Genomic DNA, 19,565 nt, shown 5'->3' with positions numbered 1-19,565 from the left:
GTGAAGGTCAGGCCTGCTCGGCGTCCGCGGCCGGAGCCTCGGCGGCGGGGGCCTCCGCAGCGGGAGCCTCGGCAGCGGGAGCCTCGGCAGCGGCCTCGGCCGGCTTCTCCGCCTCGTCGGCCTTCTTCTCGCCCTCGAGCAGGTCGCGCTCCCACTCGGCGAGCGGCTCGCCCGCGGCCTTCTCGCCCTTTTCGCCGGTGGCGACGCCGGAGCGGGCGATGAGGCCCTCGGCGACAGCGTCGGCGATCACACGGGTGAGCAGGGTGACGGAGCGGATCGCGTCGTCGTTGCCCGGGATCTTGTAGTCGACCTCGTCGGGGTCGCAGTTGGTGTCGAGGATGGCGACGACCGGGATGTTGAGCTTCCGGGCCTCGCCGACCGCGATGTGCTCCTTCTTGGTGTCCACGATCCAGACGGCGCTGGGCACCTTCTGCATCTCGCGGATACCGCCGAGGGTCTTCTCCAGCTTGGCCTTCTCGCGGGAGAGGACCAGCAGCTCCTTCTTGGTGAGGCCGGAGGCGGCCACGTCCTCGAAGTCGATCTGCTCGAGCTCCTTGAGGCGCTGCAGACGCTTGTAGACGGTCGAGAAGTTGGTGAGCATGCCGCCCAGCCAGCGCTGGTTGACGTAGGGCATGCCGACGCGGGTGGCCTGCTCGGCGATGGCCTCCTGCGCCTGCTTCTTCGTGCCGACGAACATGACCGTGCCGCCGTGGGCGACGGTCTCCTTGACGAACTCGTAGGCGCGGTCGATGTACGACAGCGACTGGAGCAGGTCGATGATGTAGATGCCGTTGCGCTCGGTGAAGATGAAGCGCTTCATCTTCGGGTTCCAGCGACGGGTCTGGTGACCGAAGTGGACGCCGCTCTCCAGCAGCTCCCGCATCGTGACGACGGCCATGGCCGTTCTCCTTGAATTTCTCGGTTGTGCCGCGAGAACCGGACGGCTCCCGCGCCTGACGCCCGCGATGCGCCGTTGCCGCAAAGGACCGAGGGGCGCTGATACGGACCACGGAAGGGCCTCGTACCGGGGCGTGCGAAGTCGACCCGGTGACCCGGATCGCCATCAGAAGTGTACGGGACCCACGAGGCCCCGGGTGACGCCGATATCCACAACCGCCGAGTACTCCACAGATCCCGGCCATGATCCCGCCATCCGCGGGACGCTTCCCGCATGTCTGACGAGCGAACGAAACGACTGGTGTGGACGTGGTCGGCGTTGCTGTTGTGCCTGACGGCGCTGCTCCCGATCACACCGGCGGCGGGAGCGGGTTCGGGTCCGCGGAACGCCGAGGGGCCGGTCCCCGCCCTCGGCCGCGCCTGGCCCGTGGGCCTGCGCCCCCTGGTGGTCCACGCCTGGGACCCACCGCCGACCCCCTACGCCAGAGGCCACCGAGGCGTCGACCTGTCCGCCCCCGCTGGGTCTCCGGTACAAGCGGTCGCCACCGGCCGCGTGTCCTTCGCCGGCCGAGTGGCAGGCCGAGGAGTCATCGCGATCGAACTGACCAACACGGGTGACCCGCCCCTGCGCACGACCTACGAACCGGTACGGGTGTCCGTGAAGAAGGGCGACGAGGTGGCAGCAGGCACCATCCTGGGCACCCTGGAGCCCTCCCCCTCCCACTGCCCGACAGCCTGCCTGCACTGGGGCCTACGCAGAGCGGACACCTATCTGAACCCGTTGTCCCTACTGCCCCCATGGCTCCTGAGAAGGGGCCCATCACGTCTACTGCCGCTGTCATAGCCGCGGGCAGTCGTGCCGCTGGGGCGATGGGGGTACCTCCCGCTCGAGCGAAGCCGGGAGTGGGGGAGGGTGGGCCCACCGGCACCCTGTCAGCGCCGACAAGCGCACTCCACCCCCGCCCGGCACCGGCCGCCGGCACCCGGGAGCAAGAGCCTCAGCCCCGCACACCCCGAAGGGCCATCGAAACCGCCGCGTCGGTGATCGCGGAGGGATCCTCGGCGGCCCCCAGCTCAATCCGCCGCACCGCCGCATCCACGACACCCTGCAACAACATCGCGGCCAACCGAGGCTCCGCATGCCCCAGCCCTCCGAGTGCCTCCACGATCATCGCGACGAGCCCACCATGCGCGGCCCGGATCTTCTCCCGGGCCCCGGCATCCAACTCGCTCGCCGAGATCGCGACCACGGCCCGATGCCGCCGGTCCCCGACCAGCTCCAGCTGCTTACGGACGTACGCCTCGACCTTGTCCTCGGCCCGATCGACAACCGCCATCGCCGCCTCGATCTCGGCCGCCCACACCGGGAAGTCGACCTCGCACAGCTCCTCGACCACGGCGGCCCGCGACCGGAAGTACTCGTACACGGACGACCGCGCCAGCCCCGTGCGCTCGGCGAGCGCCGGGAACGTCAGCGCCTCCGTCCCACCCTCGGACAACAAAGAGCGAGCCGCGTCCAGCAAAGCGGTTCGCTGCATCGACCGGTGCTCGGCCACGGAGGCCGCTCGAATCCTTGGCACGTCAACCACTGTACGGACGGACCGCCGCTCACGGGAGAGGCTTCCCCCGACCGGCCTCACCAAGCACCACCAGGCGACCCGCATTCGGCCGGGTCAGACCGGCTCAGCGGCCGAAACTCGCCAGCTTCGCCCGCAACTGCAGGACCGACTTGGTGTGGATCTGGCTCACCCGGCTCTCGGTCACACCCAGCACGTTCCCGATCTCGGCGAGCGTGAGCCCCTCGTAGTAGTACAGCGTGACGACGGTCTTCTCCCGCTCGGGCAGTGTGTTGATGGCCCGTGCCAGGAACCGCCGCAGCTCACGGTCCTCGGCCACCTCGACCGGGTTGTCGGCGGCGGTGTCCTCCAGCGTGTCCATCAGACTGAGCCGGTCGCCGCCCTCTCCCCCGACGTGCAGCAACTCCTCCAGCGCCACCACGTTGGCCAGCGACAACTGGCTGAAGACGGCGTGGAGTTCATCGACCTGGATGCCCATCTCGGCGGCGACCTCGCCCTCGCTGGGAGTACGTCTGAGCCGGGACTCCAGGGTCGCGTACGCCCGCTCCACATTGCGGGCCTTCTGCCGCACCGAGCGGGGGATCCAGTCCAGCGCGCGCAGTTCGTCGATCATCGCGCCCCGGATCCGGGTGATCGCGTACGTCTCGAACTTGATCTCCCGGTCGATGTCGAACTTCTCGATCGCGTCGATGAGCCCGAAGACCCCGGAGGAGACGAAGTCCGCCTGCTCGACATTGGCCGGCAGGCCGACGCTCACCCGGCCCGCGACATACTTCACCAGGGGTGAGTAGTGGAGGATCAACTGCTCGCGCAGCCGTTCGTCGCCCGTCGTCTTGTAGGTCCGCCACAGCTCGTCGAGTGTCGAGGGGGCGGGCGGGCGCACGGTGCCGCGGGCGGCGGAGGTTACCGCCGCCCGGTCAGACCCGGAGGTGTGCTGGGGCATTCGTCGCCTTGTGCCGTTCTGCCGTGAACTGGGAGTGCCTGAGTGAGCTGTCGATCTGATGTCGAGTTGCCTGTCCTGAGTCGGAATCCTCGTGAGCGTAGCGTGACTGGGGCGTCGCAGTGCGCGAAGGGCGAGGGATCGCCCGTGGGCAGATACGTTCCGCTAACCGCCCACCGGTGTCACGACGGTCGCGCTGTGTGACCGACCCGACGCGTCAACTACCGGAAACCGCGAGGCGGTAGGCATTCCCCCGGACGGTCGAACACGCTCGGTCAACTTCGCCTCCGATCCGACGAAACGGAGATCATCGCCTGGCGTGTCAACTTCCAGCTGTCGCCGTGCCGTTCGACGTAACCAAGTGATCGGAGTTCGTACAGTCTTCCGACCGTGTCGTCCTCGGTCGTCCCCGCGCCCCGGGCGATCTCGTCGACCGCCGCGGTGCCTCGTCCCGGCAGCGCGGCGAGCACCTGCCGTGCGGCGGGTTCCAGCAGGTCACGTGGGAGCACCGGCCCGCGCCGGTCGGGCGCCAGCTCTCCCATGTCACCCACCAGCTCGACAACTTCGGCGGCGTCGGACACCAGTACCGCGTCGCCCCGCAGAAGTTCGTGCACCCCTGCCGAGAGGGCCGAGGTCGCGGGCCCGGGCACCCCCATGGTGAACCGCCCCAACCGCTGCGCGGCCCGTGCCGTGACCAGCGCACCGCTGCGGTAGGCCGCCTCGACGACCACGGTGCCCCTGGTCAACGCGGCGATGACCCGATTCCGCAGGATGAACCGACTCGGTGTCGGATGGTCCCCCGGCGGCAGCTCCCCCACCACGAGACCCTGTTCCGCGATCCTGCCGATCAGCTGGGCGTGCCCCCGCGGATAGGGCCGGTCCACCCCGCAGGCCAGCACGGCGACGGTCGCCCCGCCGACCCCGAGCACCCCTCGGTGAGCGGCCCCGTCCACGCCGTACGCGCCGCCGGACACGACCACCCACCCCCGCTCGGCGAGCCCCGCCGCCAGCGTGGCCGCCATGTGGGCCCCGTACTCCGTGCAGGCCCGCGCCCCCACGACGGCCACGGACCGCAAGGCCCACATCCGCACATTGGCCTTTCCCCGAACCCACAGCCCTACAGGCCGCCCGTCGCCCAGATCATCAAGCTGCCCGGGCCACTCTGCGTCCCCGGGCACGAGGAATCGCGCACCGGATGCCTGAGCCTGGGCCAGATCCTTTTCCGGATCGGCCCGCCCGGCGCGGGCGCACAGCCCCGCCCACCGCTTCTCCGACGCCCCCGGCAGCGGCGGCCCGTGCCCTGAGCACCGCCGCACCAGCTCCTGGACGCCGAGTTCCCGCAGCCACCGACCGCCGAGCTCGTCCCCGGGTTCGAGGACACGGGCGAGGAAGACCCGATCGAGCCGCTCGGCGTCCGACACACCCTCACCGGTCATCGTTCACCCACCATGGGGACACAGAACGCCGGCCTCATACCAGCGCCCCGATCGCCATCGGCACGCCCCGCGGGATCCCGGTGCGAAGCTGCAGGGCCAAGTTGACGTCCGTCGCGTCCGGGCGGTCGTGACCGACGAGATCGGCGATGGTCCACGCGACCCTCAGCACCCGATCCAGGCCGCGTGCGGTCAGTACGCCCCGCTCCAGACTCCGCTCGGCTTCGTCCATCGCGCCCGGCGCGGCGTGCCACCGGCTGCGCAGCTCGCGCCCCGGCACCTCGCTGTTCGTCCGCCACGGCATGCCCGCCAGCCGTACCGTCGCCCGCTCCCTGGCGGCTCGCACGCGGTCGGCCACCGTCACGGTGGACTCTCCCCGCGCATCGCGCTGGGAGAGTTCTGAGCGCGTGACACGGTCGACCTCGACCCGGAGGTCGACCCGGTCCAGCAACGGCCCGGAGAGCCTCGCCTGATAGCGGCGGATCGTGGCGGGCGGGCACTCGCACAGGTCGTCCGTCCGCGAGAACCGGCCGCATGGGCACGGATTGGCCGCCAGGACCATCAGGAACTTCGCCGGGAACCGGACGACCCCCGCGCTGCGCGCGATCACGACATGCCCGGCTTCCAGCGGCTGTCGGAGCGCGTCGAGCGCCTGGCTGCCGAACTCGGGAGTCTCGTCGAGGAAGAGCACCCCTCGATGGGCGAGCGACACCGCACCCGGCCGTGCGACGCCCTGACCGCCACCGACGAGGGCCTGCATGGTGGCCGAGTGGTGAGGGGCGCAGTAGGGCGCCACGTCGACCAGCGGTTTCCCCGCCGGGAGCAGGCCGGCGATCGAGTGGACGGCCGTGACCTCCAGCGACTCCTCCCTGCTCAGCCTCGGCAGGATGGCCGGCAGCCGCTCGGCCAGCATCGTCTTGCCCGCACCCGGCGGCCCCTCCAGGAAGAGGTGGTGGCCCCCGGCCGCGGCGACCTCCACCGCGGTCCGGGCCGCGAGCTGGCCGACGACATCGGCGAGATCGTGCCCCTGGTCCTGCTGGGCGGCTCCCGCGGTGTGCATGCCGGTGGCCGCACCCGTGCCCGGAAGTCTCAGTCCGGCCATCAGCGGGTCCGGACGCCCCTCGTCGGGTTCCTCGTCCGGCACAGGTTCGTCCGCGAGGACAGCGATCAGCTGCCGCAGTGTGCGCACGCCCAGCACCGAGATGCCCGGCACCAGCGAGGCCTCCGCGGCCGCGCATTCAGGCACCACGACCTGCTCGTACCCCGCCTCGGCGGCAGCCAGCACCGCGGGCAGGATGCCGCGGACCGGCCGTACCCGCCCGTCGAGTCCCAACTCGCCGATCATCACGATGTCCGAGAGCACCCGTGGGTCGATGCGCTCGGAGGCGCCCAGGACCGCGCTTGCGACCGCGAGGTCGAACCCACTGCCCGCCTTGGGCACCGAGGCGGGGCTGAGTCCCACAGTCAGCTTCTTCTGTGGCCACTCGGCACCGGAATTGACCACCGCCGCCCTGACCCGGTCCCTGCTCTCCGTCAGGCTCTTGTCCGGCAGCCCCACCAGCGTGAACGCGGCGACCCCTGGTTCCAGGTCGGCCTGGACCTCGACGACGACGCCTTCCACGCCGACGAGGGCCACCGAGCACGTGCGGGCGAATCCCATCAGGCCACCCCCCGTACGTGCTCGACGACGGGTGCGCCGCGGGTGGGCAGGAGGACTCCGACCACGTCGATGCGGACGCCGCCCGGCGGGGCCCCTCCGTGTTCCTGGAGCCAGCGTTCGGCGAGGCCGCGCAGGCGATCTGCCTTTGTGGTCGTGACGGCCGCCATCGGGTGTTCGAAAGCCCCGGCCCTGCGGGTCTTGACCTCGCAGACGACCAGCGCGTCCCCGTCCCGGGCCACAATGTCGATCTCACCAGTCCTGCCGCAGCGCCAGTTGCGCTCCAGGACCGTCATCCCGGCGTCGGCCAGCCGCCGTGCGGCCAGCTCCTCGCCGTACTTGCCGAGTGCACCTCGTGCGTTGCTCATGTCGGCACCACCTCCGGCGCCAACACTGAGGGCAACTCAGCCCGCTATTGGATCTTGGTGGACAGAGGGGCGATTGTGGATAACTTCGCCACCCACACGGATGACTTCCACCACAGCCTCAGCTGCCCGGCAGCTCCAGATCGCTCTTGTTCAGCTCCTCGATGTTCACATCCTTGAACGTGAGTACCCGTACCTGCTTCACGAACCGAGCCGGCCGGTACATGTCCCACACCCAGGCGTCCGCCATGGACACCTCGAAGAACACCTCGCCCTGTACCGAGTGCACCTGCATCTCGTAGTCGTTGGTCAGGTAGAAGCGCCGTTCGGTCTCGATCACGTATTTGAACAGACCGACGACATCGCGGTACTCCCGGTAGAGCTTCAGCTCCATCTCGGTCTCGTACTTCTCGAGGTCCTCGGCGCTCATGGCATGTTCCCCTTCAGCCGTGCGATCCCACCATTGTGCGCCAGCCCCGCGGGCCTCTAGACAATTTCGGTGTCAAGGACCACGGGCTTGGCCGGGGGACCTTCGTCGAGCAGCGTGCGCAGCAGTTCGGCGAGTCTGGTCGGGTACACCGTCTCATGCGTGCGGGCCAGTTCCCCGCACGTCCACCAACGTGCTCCGGCGACGCTGCGTCGTTCCAGGTCCGTCAGACGGGCCGCGGCCGGCACCGGCAGATGCGTATCGGCGGTACGAGCCAGGTAGTACCACTCGTCCTGGTCCCAGCGGCGGCCGGCGAAGGGGAAGGAACACGTCCGCCGCCAGAGGACCGGGCCCAGCTCGACGTCCGTGATTCCGGTCTCCTCGGCGACCTCGCGCAGCGCGGCCTCCTCGCGGGTCTCGGTGCCCTCCACACCGCCGCCGGGGGTGAACCACCAGTCGTCCGCGCGATCGTCCGGTTCGTGCCCGTGCAACAGCAGGATGCGGTCCTGCGGATCCAGCAGGACCACCCGGGCCACCTTGCGCAGACCGCCCTTGTACGTGTCCTCGTACGGCGGCTCGGGCTCAGGCGACACCGGTCGGCTCCGACTGCTTGGGACGGCCGCCGAGCCGCTTGGCCACGGGTCCGTAGGCGGCGCCGCCCAGGACGAGCACCATGCCCACGACGAGCGCGGCGGTGATCAGCCGCAGCGGGCCGGGAGTGGAGAGCGCGCCGAGCTTCTCGAAGCCGGTGGGGCTGGCCAGCATGCCGTCCATGGGCCAGACGACGGCGTCCACGCGGGCGTCCACGTTGTCACGCGGCACCGTGCCCTGACCGGCCTCGGTGAGGTGGGCGGTGGAGTCCAGGGAGCCGCTGCGTTCATCACCGAGGAGGAAGAGCCGGCCCTTGGGGACGGTGATCTCCGGGATGCCGCTCAGCTCGGCGTCCTCGCCCTCCGGCAGATAGGCCTCGTCGATCTTCTCGCCGTTGACGGTGAGCTTGCCGTCGGTGCAGCAGGCGACCGTGTCGCCGCCGACCGCGACGACCCGCTTGACCATGGGCGCGTTGCCCCAGGTCTCCTCCCGGAAGACCACGACGTCACCGCGCTTGATTTCGCCGCCGTCGATCCGCTCGGCGAGGATGCGGTCCCCGGAGGTGATCGTGGGGGCCATGGAGTCGGTCGGCACGGTGTAGGGCTGGTAGACGATCGCACCCCAGAGGAAGCTGCCCAGGAAGAGCACACAGCCGAGGGCCACGGCGATGCCCGACAGCGTGCTGCCGAGCCGTCCGTGGCCCTCGTCCGTACGACGTGTCGTCCCGCTCATCCCAGTGCTCCCCCAGGTCGGAGATTCGACCGTCCGGGCCCGGTGCGGGCCGCCGGAAGATCGGCGATCTGGGACGGCACCCTACCCGGCGGTACCCGTGCCAGAAACCCTCGGGCCCTCGGCGGCGAGGAGGCGGCGGCGGCGCCACAGCACCAGCGGGACCGCGCCCGCGAGGCCGAGTGCTCCTGGGGCGGCGGCGCTCAGGTTCTGGTCGAAGGTGTCGGGAACCGGCAGCGTGGACCAGCGGGTGGGCGGCCAGGCGACCACGATGGCGCGGCCGACGACGCTGCTCACGGGGACCATGCCGCCGTTCGTGTCGTTCTGGTGGTAGCGGGAGTCCAGCGAGTTCTGCCGGTGGTCGCCCATGACCCAGATTTTGCCCTCGGGCACCTTCACCTTGAACTGGCCGCCGGTGTCGTCGACCGTGCACGGGGTGTTGCCCGGGTACACGTACGACTCCTCGCTGAGCGCCTTGCCGTTGACCTTGAGCGGGCCCGTGCCCTTGCACTCCACGGTGTCGCCGGCGACACCGATGACGCGCTTGATGAGGTCCTTCTCCTCGGCGGACGGCATCAGGCCGATCCAGCCGAGGACGCGCTGCACGGGGTTGGGCTCCAGGGTGGGCTCGCCCTCCAGCCAGCCGGCCGGGTCGTGGAAGACGACGACCTCGCCACGCTCGGGCTCGGAGCCGAACCACGGGGTGAGCTTGTCGACCAGAACCCGGTCGCCCTCCTGCAGGGTGTTCTGCATCGAGTCCGACGGGATGGAGAACGCCTGCACCAGGAAGGTCTTGATCAGCAGCGCGAGCACCAGCGCGATACCGATCAGGATCGGCAGTTCCTTCCAGAAGGAACGCTGCTTCTTCTTGGGCCTCTGTTCCTCGTCGCCGTCGTCGGCCGAGGCCTGGGGGGCGTGCCCGCCGTCCTCGCTGCCCGCTCCGGCCGGGGAGTCACTCCCGGCGGACACGGATCCCTCTGAGTTCGCTGCGTTCACGGCGTCCTCTGCGGCCGGGGAACCCGCCTCGTCGGGCCGCTCCGGCCGTTCCTCGGAACCACCGTGTCCGGATCGTGCGCCGACCGCCAAATCCCCCACATCCACTCCTCATGCCGTACCGCCGCCCACGCCACAACCGGTGCAGGCCCACCACTCCCATAACGAGCGGGAGTTCCGCAGGGCTCGGGAGGGGGATCAATCCGTTTCGATCCGCGGAGGCCACCCTATGCGAAGCGCCGAGGGCCGTGGTCGTGCCGCTCGGCACGGCCGCGAACGTGTCCGGTTCCTCCAGCTGCCCCCAGTGGCCGACCGGCCAGGCGATCACCACGGCCCGGCCGACGACGGACTCCTCGGAGACCGTGCCACCGTACTGGGCGGTGCTCGATGTGTCGTTCTGGTGGGCACGCGAGTCGGCGGAGTTCTCCCGGTGGTCGCCCATGACCCAGAGGCGGCCCTGAGGGACGGTCACCTCGAACGGCTGGGTGGACGGTTTGTTGCCGGGGTGGAGGTACGCCGACTCGTTCAGCGGCATGCCGTTGACCGTGACGAGGCCCTGGGCGTCACAGCACTTGACGGTGTCGCCGCCGACCGCGACGACCCGCTTGATCAGGTCCTTCTCGTCGTCGGACGGGAGCAGGCCGATGAACTGCAGACCTTCCTTGATCTGCTTGATGACGATGGGGTCTTCCCCCGTGGCCGTCGTCTGTTCGTCCTCCAGCCAGCCGCCGGGGTCCTTGAAGACGACGACGTCCCCACGGGTCGGCTTGGAGCCGAACCAGGGGGTGAGCTTGTCGACGAGGACGCGGTCGCCGATCTGGATCGTCTGCTCCATGGAGCCCGACGGGATCACGAAGGCCTGGACGAGGAAGGTCTTCAGGACGAGCGCGATGAGGACGGCGACACCGACCAGGAGCGGGATCTCCTTGACCGCCGAACGGCGCCGCCGCCGCTTGATCTTGCGGGCGAGCTTGCGCCGCTCCACCCGGCTCGGCCGGGCCGCGCCACCGGCCCGTCGGGTGCCGGTAGGCAGCAGGGTGTCGGCGGCGGAGCTGGGCGCCCCGCGGGGTTTGCCACGGTTACCCATGCGCACCACCGGCGGCCGGCACGCGCGTGTGGGCGTCGGGGCGGTCCAGCCGGGTCCAGTGGTCGGCGGGCCAGGCGATCCAGTCGGCCCGGCCGATCACGGAGTCGAGGGGGACCATGCCGCCACCGGGGGATCCCAAGTGGTCGCGGGAGTCGCTGGAGTCGCTGCGGTGGTCGCCGAGGACGAACAGGCGCCCTTGGGGCACGACCACGTCGAAAGGCACGTTCGACGGGCTGTCCCCCGGGTACAGAAACGACGACTCGTCGACCGACCGGCCGTTCACCTCAAGCCTCCCCTCCTGGTCGCAGCAGACCACCCGGTCTCCCCCCACACCGACAACGCGCTTGATGTAGTCGGCGTTCCCGAAGTAGCCGGTGCCGTCGAACACGACGACGTCACCTCGCTGCGGATCAGAACCAAAACGGTACGCCAACTTATTTACGAGAACTCGGTCCCCGATCCTCAATGAGTTCTCCATGGAGCTGCTGGGAATCTGGAACGGCTGCATCACGAAGTTCCTGAAGAGCGCCAGAAAAAGCAGGCAGATCAACACGGTCAGGGTGTAACGACCACCGGGGACCCGGTCGGCGGTTCTGCCCAGCAACACGAAACGCGACCGTCCCTCCGGCCGCTCTGTGTCCGAGATCTCCTCGGAGCGAGCCGAGGGTGGTGCCTGCTCGGCCTCAGAAGGGCGGGAGGAGCGGTCGCGCTCCATGTGCTGCTGTGCTTCGGTGTCCATCGGGGCCAGATCGTATCCGGCCCCGCTAGAACACCTGAGCGCGCGCTCAGTTCTCGCGCTTCTCCTTGATCTTCGCCGCCTTGCCGCGCAGCTCGCGCAGGTAGTACAGCTTGGCGCGACGGACGTCACCGCGGGTGACGAGCTCGATCTTCTCGACGATCGGGGTGTGCACCGGGAAGGTGCGCTCGACGCCGACGGAGAACGAGACCTTGCGGACCGTGAAGGTCTCGCGGACACCGGCGCCCTGGCGGCGGATCACAACGCCCTTGAACTGCTGCACACGGGAGCGGTTGCCCTCGATGACGCGGACGTGGACGTTGACGGTGTCACCCGGGCGGAAGGCCGGGATGTCGCTGCGCAGCGACGCGGAGTCGACGGAGTCGAGCAGGTGAGACATTTCGTCTGCTTTCTTCGCCCATGCCACAGGTCATAGGCGGGAGCTAGGTGTTCCAAGAGGATGCTGTCCAGGTCGGGGCGGGCGTCGTGTCCCCCTGTGGCAGGGGCGCACGCCGGACGACGCACAACAGCGGTCTATTCTTCCACGCCGTCCAGTCGACGCCAAAATCGGCCGTACGGCTCCCCCTCCGGGTCCGGGGCCCAGCCCAGGATGGAGAGCATCTCGCGGTCCTTCTTGTCGAAGGCCTTGGGGTCGCAACGCTCTATGAGGTCGGGCCGGTTGGCGGTCGTACGCTTCAGGGCCTCGTCCCGGCGCCAGCGCGCGATCTTGCCGTGGTGACCGCTGAGCAGCACCTCCGGAATGGCACGGCCACGCCACTCGGGCGGCTTCGTGTAGACGGGGCCCTCCAGGAGGTTGGCCATGGCGCCGGGTGCGAAGGAGTCGTCGCGGTGGGACTCCACGTTGCCGAGGACGCCGGGCAACAGCCGCGCCACGGCTTCCGTGATGACAAGTACGGCCGCCTCGCCGCCGGCGAGCACGTAGTCGCCGATGGACACCTCGTAGACGGGCATCCGGGTGGCGTACTCGTCGATCACCCGGCGGTCGATGCCCTCGTAGCGCGCCGGTGTGAAGACCAGCCAGGGTCGATCGGAGAGTTCGACGGCGAGTTCCTGGGTGAACGGGCGGCCGCTGGGCGTGGGGACGATCAGGGCGGGCCGGAGGGAGCCCGTCTCGTAGCCGTCGGCGAGGACGGAGTCCAGGGCGTCGCCCCAGGGGTCGGTCTTCATGACCATGCCCGGGCCACCGCCGTACGGCGTGTCGTCGACGGTGTTGTGCCGGTCGTACGTCCAGGAGCGCAGATCATGCACGTGCACATTCAGCTGTCCACGCGCGCGCGCCTTGCCGACGAGGGAGACATTGAGGGGTTCGAGGTACTCGGGGAAGATCGTGACGACGTCGAGCCGCATTACGCCTCGTCCTCCGCGTCCCGCGAGGAGACGATCTCAGCCTTGTCGTCGATCAGACCCGGCGGCGGAGCGATGACTGCTCTCTGCTCCTCCAGGTCGATCTCGGTGACGATCTCCTGGACGAAGGGGATCATCACCTCGCTCCCGTCGGGCCGCTCGACGATGAAGAGGTCCTGGGAGGGCAGGTGCGAGATCTCGGTGATACGGCCGACTTCCGCGCCGTCAGCGGTGACGACGTCCAGGTCGATCAGCTGGTGGTCGTAGTACTCGTCCTCCTCCTCGGGCAGTTCGTCCGGGTCGACCTCGGCGATCAGGAGGGTGTTGCGGAGGGCTTCGGCGGCGTTGCGGTCCTTGACCCCTTCGAAGCGCAGCAGCAGCCGACCACTGTGCACCCTGCCGGTCTCGATGGTGAGCGGGCCTGCCGAGGCAGGATCCGTGATGAGCACTGCGCCGGGCGCGAGCCGCAGTTCGGGCTCGTCGGTGCGGACCTCGACGCTGACCTCGCCCTTGATGCCGTGGGCGCGGCCGATCCGTGCGACTACGAGCTGCACTTTTCGAAGTTCTCCTGTCGTAACGACTACGGGCCGGGGACGGCCCAGAGGCCCTCCCCGGCCCGAGCCGGTGCTGCGATTGGCGTCAGCGGACGTGGTCCACGTCGACAAGGTCGACACGGACACCGCGGCCGCCGATGGCGCCCACGACGGTGCGCAGGGCGCGGGCGGTACGACCGTTGCGGCCGATCACCTTACCGAGGTCGTCGGGGTGGACCCGGACCTCGAGGACGCGCCCGCGACGCAGGTTGCGCGAGGCGACCTGTACGTCGTCGGGGTAGTCGACGATGCCCTTGACGAGGTGCTCGAGAGCCTCCTCGAGCATGCTCAGGCCTCGGTCGACTCGGACTCAGCGGCAGCCTCGTCCTTCTTCTCGGCCTTCTTCTTCTGGGTGATCGCCTCACCCTTGCCCTCGTCGTCGCCGCCGAGGGCCTCGAAGGACGGACGCGTGGACTTCGGCTCGGCGACGAGGAGCGGCGCCGGGGCGGCCTCGCCCTTGAACTTCTGCCAGTCGCCGGTCTTCTTCAGGATGGCGAGCACGGGCTCGGTCGGCTGCGCGCCGACACCCAGCCAGTACGCGACACGGTCCGCGTCGACCTCGATGACCGACGGGTTGTACGTCGGGTGGTACTTGCCGATCTCCTCGATCGCACGGCCGTCACGACGGGTACGGGAGTCGGCGACGACGATGCGGTAGTGAGGCGAACGGATCTTGCCCAGACGCTTCAGCTTGATCTTGACTGCCACGGGAGTGGGTTCTCCTGGATTTGACGTGGTTGGGCACGGCGAGAAAAGCCGCGTGGGGTTGCGGTACCCGAGTGCCCGATGGACGCGTCAGCCGGAGGAGAGAGGGGTCCTGTGCGGCTGTCGAGTACAGCTAGCCATTCTGCCACACGCTGGAGGTCGCGCTTGCCCCGAGGGTGCGTGCGGGCATGGCTGAGCGGCCCCCGGCGCCAAGCGATTCGCTCACCGGCGCGTGTGGGGTGCCGCTGCGCCCACCCGTGCCGCCCCAGCGGCACGACTGCCCGCAGCTACGCATGACACAGCGACACCCCGCAGCGCGGCCTGGCACGAGCCCACGAGCTGTGTACGGCTGCCACGAGCAGTCGTCGTCCCAGCTCGTCGGCCGTCACGCCGCGCCCACGACCTCCGGGATCCGGAACGGCTTTCCGCAGCCGCCGCAGACGATGGGGGCCTGGGCGAGTACGGACGGCACGACCCGGACGTTGCGGCCGCAGTCGCAGACGGCCTTGACGCGGACGCCGCCGCCGGAGGAGCCATGGCGGGCGGCCGGGCCCCGGAAGCTGCGGGCCGTGTCCGCGGAGGTCGCGGCCGTGTGGGCCTTGAGCGCGCGCTGCAGTCTGTCGATGGTCGGGCGGTAGCGACGCTTCGCCTCGGGGTTGAGCGTGACCAGCGAGAAGCCGCTGCTGGGGTGCGGTTCCTCGGGGTGGTCGAGGCCCAGTTCCTCGGCGATCGCGAGGAATCTGCGGTTGTGGTAGCGGCCGGCCCGGGAGGTGTCGCGGACTCCGCGAGCGGCGGCGATGCCGTGGACTGCCTCATGGAGCAGTCGCTCGAAGGAGAGTTCGTGCCCGCAGGCGGACGACGACTCCCCGATCAGGGACTCGGGAGCGGCAAGATCCGGCAGCTCGGGGTGGTACCGCTGAATGTCGGCCCACGCCTGCGCCAGCTCTGCGGCGAGAACAGGTGGTGTCTGTGTCGTGCTCACGTAATGGCAACGAGCCGGAGTGCCCCTGTGTTCCGATTCCGGGCCATCCCAAATAATTTGCACGTACCCGTCAGTTGCCGCTGATGCGTCCTGACGAGGGCGGGTGCGCTGATCTGCGGAGAAGCCGCACAGCTCCTCCCAAGGCGGTACGTAGTAACACGTACGCCCCGACACGTAGACGTCGTCCGCGCGCCGGGGCACCTGTGGTCGTCAGTGCGCAAGGGGCGTTTCGGTCGCTCTCCTGACGGAACGGATCGCTCTAGTAAGCGCGCGCCACGACAGCGACGTTACCGGGTGCGTCATAGGAGTCGGGCACCGACCCGTCCTCGGCGACCAGACACCGTACGGTCACCGCGTGCTCCCCGAGCTTGGTCTCGCCGTCCTCACCGAGGGTCGACCAGGGGATTCGCGCCCAGCCGCCGGCCGTGGCGGCCTCGATCGCCTCGTCGATCGTCGACACCTCCGCCGTACGGGACTCACGGCGCTCGCGCGACTGCGTCAGGAGCAGCGCCTGGTCCTCCACGAGGACCCTCGGCAGCAGCTCCGGAAGGGCGTCCAGGGCCACCGGCTCCTTGCCGCCGGGGATGCGGCGGGCGAGCATCGCGGTGCTGTTCTCCAGGTCACGAGGGCCGACCTCGATGCGTACGGGGACGCCCTTGAGTTCCCAGTCGACGGCTCGGCGGCCGAACGGGATGTCCGTGCGGTCGTCCACCTGGACGCGTACGCCCGCGGCCTTGAGCCGGTCGCCGAGCTCGCGGACCTTGGCCAGAACCGCGTCGTCGCCCTTGATCGCGAGGACGACGGCCTGGACGTGCGCCAGCCGGGGCGGGACGCGCAGACCGTTGTCGTCGCCGTGCATCATCACCAGGGCGCCGATCATGCGGGTGGTGGAGCCCCAGGAGGTCTGCCAGACGAGCTCCTGCCTGCCTTCCTTCGACAGGTACTGGGTGTGGAAGGCCTTGGCGAAGTTCTGGCCCAGTTCATGGCTGGTGGCCATCTGGAGGGCCTTGCCGTCGCCCATCATGCCTTCGAGCGTCAGGGTGTTGATGGCGCCCGCGAAGCGCTCCTTGACCGTCTTGCGGCCGGGGACGACGTCCATCGCGAGGACGTTCACCATGAAGTCCTCGTAGACCTTCCGATGGATGTGCGCGGCGAAGTCGCGCGCCTCCTCGTACGTCGCGTGCGCCGTGTGGCCCTCCTGCCACAGGAACTCGGTCGTGCGGAGGAAGAGGCGGGGCCGCAGCTCCCAACGGACCACGTTCGCCCACTGGTTGATCAGCAGCGGGAGGTCGCGGTAGCTCTGCACCCACTTCGAGAAGTAGTCGTTGATGATCATCTCGGAGGTGGGGCGGACCACGGCGGGCTCTTCGAGGTCCTTGCCGCCGCCGTGCGTCACGACGGCCAGCTCGGGCGCGAAGCCCTCGACGTGCTCGGCCTCCCTGGTCAGGTACGACTGCGGGATCAGGAGGGGGAAGTACGCGTTCTGTGTGCCCGTCTCCTTGATCCGGGCGTCCATCTCCTGCTGCATCCGCTCCCACAGCCCGTACCCGTACGGTCGGATGACCATGGTGCCGCGCACCGGCCCGTTGTCGGCCAGTTCGGCCTTGGTGATCAGGTCCTGGTACCAGCGCGGGAAGTCGTCCGCCCGGGGAGTGAGAACGGGTGCTTTTGCCATGGCGCGATGCTACGGGGCCATGTTGCGGGAACGTGAATTCTTTTGCCTGCGCACAGACAGCGCACAAGCCGGTGTCCGAGACCTCTGGACGACGCGCCGGGCGCGGAGTTACCTGGCATACGGGGGGAGTGCGGGCGCACTGCCACGGGGGCCCAGACAACGGGCACAGCGGCAACTCTCGGCGGATTGGGGCGCTTTCATATGACACCTACGCTCGTGCGGCAGCGACTGCCTCGCGCGGGAGCGACACCTCGCGTGGACCAGTGCACACGCGCGCGTGACTGGGCCGAGATTCAGGAACGGATGCTGGTTCCGCTCTATGAGGCGGTCTACCGGCGGCTCGACGTGGGCGCCGGTACGCGGCTGCTCGGCCTCGGCTGCGGATCCGGTCTGGCGCTGCTGATGGCGGCGTCGCGGGGCGCCGCGGTCACCGGAGTCGACACGTCCTCACCCGAACGGATGGCGCTCGCGCGGGAGCGTCTGCTGCCGGATGGATGGGGTACACGCGCGCGTGCCGACACGCGGGTCGTCGACGGCATCCCCGAGGACGCGGCCGACGCCCTCGGCGACCCGCTGTACAACCTGGTGACCGCCTTCGAGCCGATCGGCTGCCTGGCCGGGGACTCCGAGGGCCTGGGCGACCTGCTCGCCACCGCGACGCCGCTCGCCGAACGCGGCACCCCCGTGGTCCTCGCCGGCTGGGGTCCGCCGGAACGCTGCGCCACGTCCGCCGTGCTCCGCGTGGCGGCGAAACTCGCGGATCCCCTACGCAGTGCGGGGAGTTGGCGCCCCGCACTGCGGGACGACCTCGAAGAGGTCGCCCAGCGGGCCGGTCTGCGCCCGGACGGCTCCGGACGCGTGACCTGCCCCTTCGGGTACGCCGACGTGGGCAACGCGGTACGGGGACTGCTGTCGACCGGTTTGTTCGACGCGGCGATCGCGGCCACCGGCCAGGACCAGGTCGACAAGGAACTGACCGAGGCCCTGCACCCGCACCGACGCCGGGACGGCACGGTGTGGATGCCGAACGTGTTCCGCTATCTGATCGCGCGGACGCCCTGAGGCCACGCATGCGCGATGCCGACACCACGCCCGTGCCGTCCGCGCACGGCACGGGCCCCGCAACACCTCTTGAACGAACCGTCAGCCCATGAACTTCTTGAACTCGTCCGGCAGCTCGAAGTCCTGACCGCCCTGCTGGCCCGGCAGGCCGAACGCGCCGCCCTCGGCGGCGGCGGCCCGGCGGGCGGCCTCCTCCTGCTCCTGCTGCTTGCGCTTCATCGGGTTGCCGGAGCGCTGCTTGCCCTTGGCCTTCTTCGGCTGCTTCTTCGTACGGCCGGGGCCGCCGCCCATGCCGGGCATCCCGGGCATCCCGGGCATGCCGCCGCCCTGGGCCATGCGGGACATCATCTTGCGGGCCTCGAAGAACCGCTCCACGAGGTTCTTCACCGCGCTGACCTCGACACCGGAACCCTTGGCGATACGGGCGCGGCGCGAGCCGTTGATGATCGTCGGGTCCTGGCGCTCGCCCGGCGTCATCGACTTGATGATCGCGGCGGTGCGGTCGACGTCCCGCTCGTCGAGGTTGTTGATCTGGTCCTTGATCTGTCCCATGCCGGGCAGCATGCCGAGCAGCTTGCTGATGCTGCCCATCTTCCTGACCTGCTCCATCTGGGCCAGGAAGTCGTCGAGCGTGAAGTCCTGCCCCTTCTTGGACGCCAGCTTGGAGGCCATCTTCTGGGCCTCTTCCTGGCTGAAGGTCTTCTCCGCCTGCTCGATCAGGGTGAGCAGGTCACCCATGTCGAGGATGCGGGAGGCCATCCGGTCCGGGTGGAACGCGTCGAAGTCGTCGAGCTTCTCGCCGTTCGACGCGAACATGATCGGCTTGCCGGTGATCTGCCGGATCGACAGGGCCGCACCACCGCGGGCGTCACCGTCGAGTTTGGACAGCACGACGCCGTCGAAGCCGACGCCGTCACGGAAGGCCTCGGCGGTGTTGACCGCGTCCTGACCGATCATCGCGTCGACGACGAAGAGGATCTCGTCGGGGCCGACCGCGTCGCGGATGTCGGCGGCCTGCTGCATCATCTCCTGGTCGATGCCCAGGCGGCCCGCGGTGTCGACCACCACGATGTCGTGGACCTTCGACTTCGCGAACTCGATGGAGTCCTTGGCAACCTTGACCGGGTCGCCGACGCCATTGCCCGGCTCGGGGGCGTAGACCGCGACGCCCGCGCGCTCGGCGACGACGCTCAGCTGGTTGACCGCGTTCGGACGCTGGAGGTCACAGGCGACGAGCAGCGGCGAGTGGCCCTGCTCCTTCAGCCACTTGCCGAGCTTGCCCGCGAGGGTCGTCTTACCGGCACCCTGCAGACCCGCGAGCATGATGACCGTGGGCGGCTGCTTGGCGAAGCGGAGGCGACGGGTCTCGCCACCGAGGATGGTGACGAGCTCCTCGTTGACGATCTTGAGGACCTGCTGGGCGGGGTTCAGCGCCTTGGAGACCTCGGCGCCGAGGGCCCGCTCCTTGACGTTCTTGATGAAGCCCCGGACGACCGGGAGGGCCACATCCGCTTCGAGGAGCGCGATGCGGATTTCACGAGCCGTGGCGTCGATGTCCGCCTCGCTGAGGCGCCCCTTGCCGCGCAGGTTCTTGAAAGTCGCTGAGAGGCGATCGGAGAGCGTATCGAACACGGCGGTGTCGGTCCTCGGAGTCGGGGGCAGTCTGGATTGCCCTCCAGGGTATCTGTCTGGATGTGGTTGGGTCTCCACCTCTGTGGACAACAGAGACGCAGCCCACGGGTACGGCACCG

General features: G+C 69.5%; 22 protein-coding genes. 2 read left to right on the top strand and 20 right to left on the bottom strand.

The window, feature by feature from the left end; translation table 11 throughout:
• Positions 1-7: 7 nt before the first annotated feature.
• On the bottom strand, positions 8-898 hold the full coding sequence (rpsB, locus tag CES90_RS05215; protein WP_189782563.1) for a 30S ribosomal protein S2: 891 nt from the start codon (positions 896-898) through the stop codon (positions 8-10).
• A gap of 273 nt (positions 899-1,171) precedes the next feature.
• On the opposite strand from rpsB, the gene CES90_RS05210 reads away from it, so the two are divergent.
• The gene (locus CES90_RS05210) at positions 1,172-1,741 is read left to right on the top strand and encodes a murein hydrolase activator EnvC family protein (protein WP_189782562.1); all 570 of its coding nucleotides are present in this window, start codon (positions 1,172-1,174) and stop codon (positions 1,739-1,741) included.
• 154 nt (positions 1,742-1,895) lie between these two features.
• Here the strand turns inward: CES90_RS05210 and CES90_RS05205 are convergent, their stop codons facing one another.
• The 18 genes from CES90_RS05205 to proS form a co-directional block, all read right to left on the bottom strand.
• The gene (locus CES90_RS05205) at positions 1,896-2,453 is read right to left on the bottom strand and encodes a TetR/AcrR family transcriptional regulator (protein WP_189782668.1); all 558 of its coding nucleotides are present in this window, start codon (positions 2,451-2,453) and stop codon (positions 1,896-1,898) included.
• Between the two features lie 127 nt (positions 2,454-2,580).
• Positions 2,581-3,417, bottom strand: a complete 837-nt coding sequence (gene whiG / locus CES90_RS05200; protein ID WP_189782561.1) for an RNA polymerase sigma factor WhiG — start codon at positions 3,415-3,417, stop codon at positions 2,581-2,583.
• Positions 3,418-3,689: 272 nt separating this feature from the next.
• The gene (gene dprA / locus CES90_RS05195; RefSeq protein WP_189782560.1) at positions 3,690-4,850 is read right to left on the bottom strand and encodes a DNA-processing protein DprA; all 1,161 of its coding nucleotides are present in this window, start codon (positions 4,848-4,850) and stop codon (positions 3,690-3,692) included.
• Between the two features lie 34 nt (positions 4,851-4,884).
• Complete coding sequence (locus CES90_RS05190; protein ID WP_189782559.1) at positions 4,885-6,507, bottom strand: YifB family Mg chelatase-like AAA ATPase; 1,623 nt, start codon at positions 6,505-6,507, stop codon at positions 4,885-4,887.
• Positions 6,507-6,872, bottom strand: a complete 366-nt coding sequence (locus tag CES90_RS05185) for a YraN family protein (protein WP_189782558.1) — start codon at positions 6,870-6,872, stop codon at positions 6,507-6,509. The genes CES90_RS05190 and CES90_RS05185 overlap by 1 nt, the downstream gene beginning before the upstream one ends.
• 118 nt (positions 6,873-6,990) lie before the next feature.
• Positions 6,991-7,299: a DUF2469 domain-containing protein gene (locus CES90_RS05180; RefSeq protein WP_005311352.1), complete on the bottom strand. Its 309-nt coding sequence runs from the start codon at positions 7,297-7,299 to the stop codon at positions 6,991-6,993.
• Between the two features lie 56 nt (positions 7,300-7,355).
• Positions 7,356-7,889, bottom strand: coding sequence for an NUDIX hydrolase (locus tag CES90_RS05175; RefSeq protein WP_189782557.1), 534 nt, complete (start codon positions 7,887-7,889; stop codon positions 7,356-7,358).
• Positions 7,879-8,619, bottom strand: coding sequence for a signal peptidase I (gene lepB / locus CES90_RS05170; RefSeq protein WP_189782556.1), 741 nt, complete (start codon positions 8,617-8,619; stop codon positions 7,879-7,881). Before lepB (CES90_RS05170) ends, CES90_RS05175 begins: the two co-directional genes overlap by 11 nt.
• Positions 8,620-8,700: 81 nt before the next feature.
• Entirely contained in the window at positions 8,701-9,585 is an 885-nt protein-coding gene (gene lepB / locus CES90_RS05165) for a signal peptidase I (RefSeq protein ID WP_229913763.1), read from the bottom strand.
• Positions 9,569-10,696, bottom strand: coding sequence for a signal peptidase I (gene lepB / locus CES90_RS05160; RefSeq protein WP_229913762.1), 1,128 nt, complete (start codon positions 10,694-10,696; stop codon positions 9,569-9,571). Before lepB (CES90_RS05160) ends, lepB (CES90_RS05165) begins: the two co-directional genes overlap by 17 nt.
• Entirely contained in the window at positions 10,689-11,435 is a 747-nt protein-coding gene (lepB, locus tag CES90_RS05155) for a signal peptidase I (protein ID WP_189782554.1), read from the bottom strand. The genes lepB (CES90_RS05160) and lepB (CES90_RS05155) overlap by 8 nt, the downstream gene beginning before the upstream one ends.
• A 46-nt stretch (positions 11,436-11,481) precedes the next feature.
• Positions 11,482-11,832 carry a 50S ribosomal protein L19 gene (gene rplS / locus CES90_RS05150; RefSeq protein WP_053848457.1) on the bottom strand — a complete coding sequence of 117 codons (351 nt, stop codon included), beginning with the start codon at positions 11,830-11,832 and terminating at the stop codon, positions 11,482-11,484.
• Between the two features lie 134 nt (positions 11,833-11,966).
• Complete coding sequence (trmD, locus tag CES90_RS05145; RefSeq protein ID WP_189782553.1) at positions 11,967-12,800, bottom strand: tRNA (guanosine(37)-N1)-methyltransferase TrmD; 834 nt, start codon at positions 12,798-12,800, stop codon at positions 11,967-11,969.
• Positions 12,800-13,351 carry a ribosome maturation factor RimM gene (rimM, locus tag CES90_RS05140; protein WP_189782552.1) on the bottom strand — a complete coding sequence of 184 codons (552 nt, stop codon included), beginning with the start codon at positions 13,349-13,351 and terminating at the stop codon, positions 12,800-12,802. Before rimM ends, trmD begins: the two co-directional genes overlap by 1 nt.
• 85 nt (positions 13,352-13,436) lie before the next feature.
• Complete coding sequence (locus tag CES90_RS05135; protein ID WP_033526925.1) at positions 13,437-13,676, bottom strand: RNA-binding protein; 240 nt, start codon at positions 13,674-13,676, stop codon at positions 13,437-13,439.
• Positions 13,677-13,678: 2 nt separating this feature from the next.
• The gene (gene rpsP / locus CES90_RS05130; protein WP_149825718.1) at positions 13,679-14,098 is read right to left on the bottom strand and encodes a 30S ribosomal protein S16; all 420 of its coding nucleotides are present in this window, start codon (positions 14,096-14,098) and stop codon (positions 13,679-13,681) included.
• A 382-nt stretch (positions 14,099-14,480) separates the two neighbouring features.
• Positions 14,481-15,077 carry a hypothetical protein gene (locus CES90_RS05125; RefSeq protein ID WP_149825719.1) on the bottom strand — a complete coding sequence of 199 codons (597 nt, stop codon included), beginning with the start codon at positions 15,075-15,077 and terminating at the stop codon, positions 14,481-14,483.
• Positions 15,078-15,336: 259 nt separating this feature from the next.
• Positions 15,337-16,752 (bottom strand): proline--tRNA ligase, encoded by a 1,416-nt coding sequence (proS, locus tag CES90_RS05120; protein WP_189782551.1) that lies wholly within the window; start codon positions 16,750-16,752, stop codon positions 15,337-15,339.
• 201 nt (positions 16,753-16,953) lie between these two features.
• Here proS and CES90_RS05115 point away from each other — a divergent pair, with 201 nt between their 5' ends.
• Entirely contained in the window at positions 16,954-17,814 is an 861-nt protein-coding gene (locus CES90_RS05115; RefSeq protein ID WP_189782550.1) for a class I SAM-dependent methyltransferase, read from the top strand.
• Positions 17,815-17,895: 81 nt separating this feature from the next.
• On the opposite strand, the gene ffh is transcribed toward CES90_RS05115, so the two are convergent.
• Positions 17,896-19,446 (bottom strand): signal recognition particle protein, encoded by a 1,551-nt coding sequence (ffh, locus tag CES90_RS05110; RefSeq protein ID WP_189782549.1) that lies wholly within the window; start codon positions 19,444-19,446, stop codon positions 17,896-17,898.
• Between the last annotated feature and the right edge of the window lie 119 nt (positions 19,447-19,565).

This window comes from Streptomyces capitiformicae (assembly GCF_002214185.1).
Lineage (GTDB): Bacteria > Actinomycetota > Actinomycetes > Streptomycetales > Streptomycetaceae > Streptomyces > Streptomyces capitiformicae.
This window is presented reverse-complemented; position numbering and strand designations above follow the sequence as displayed.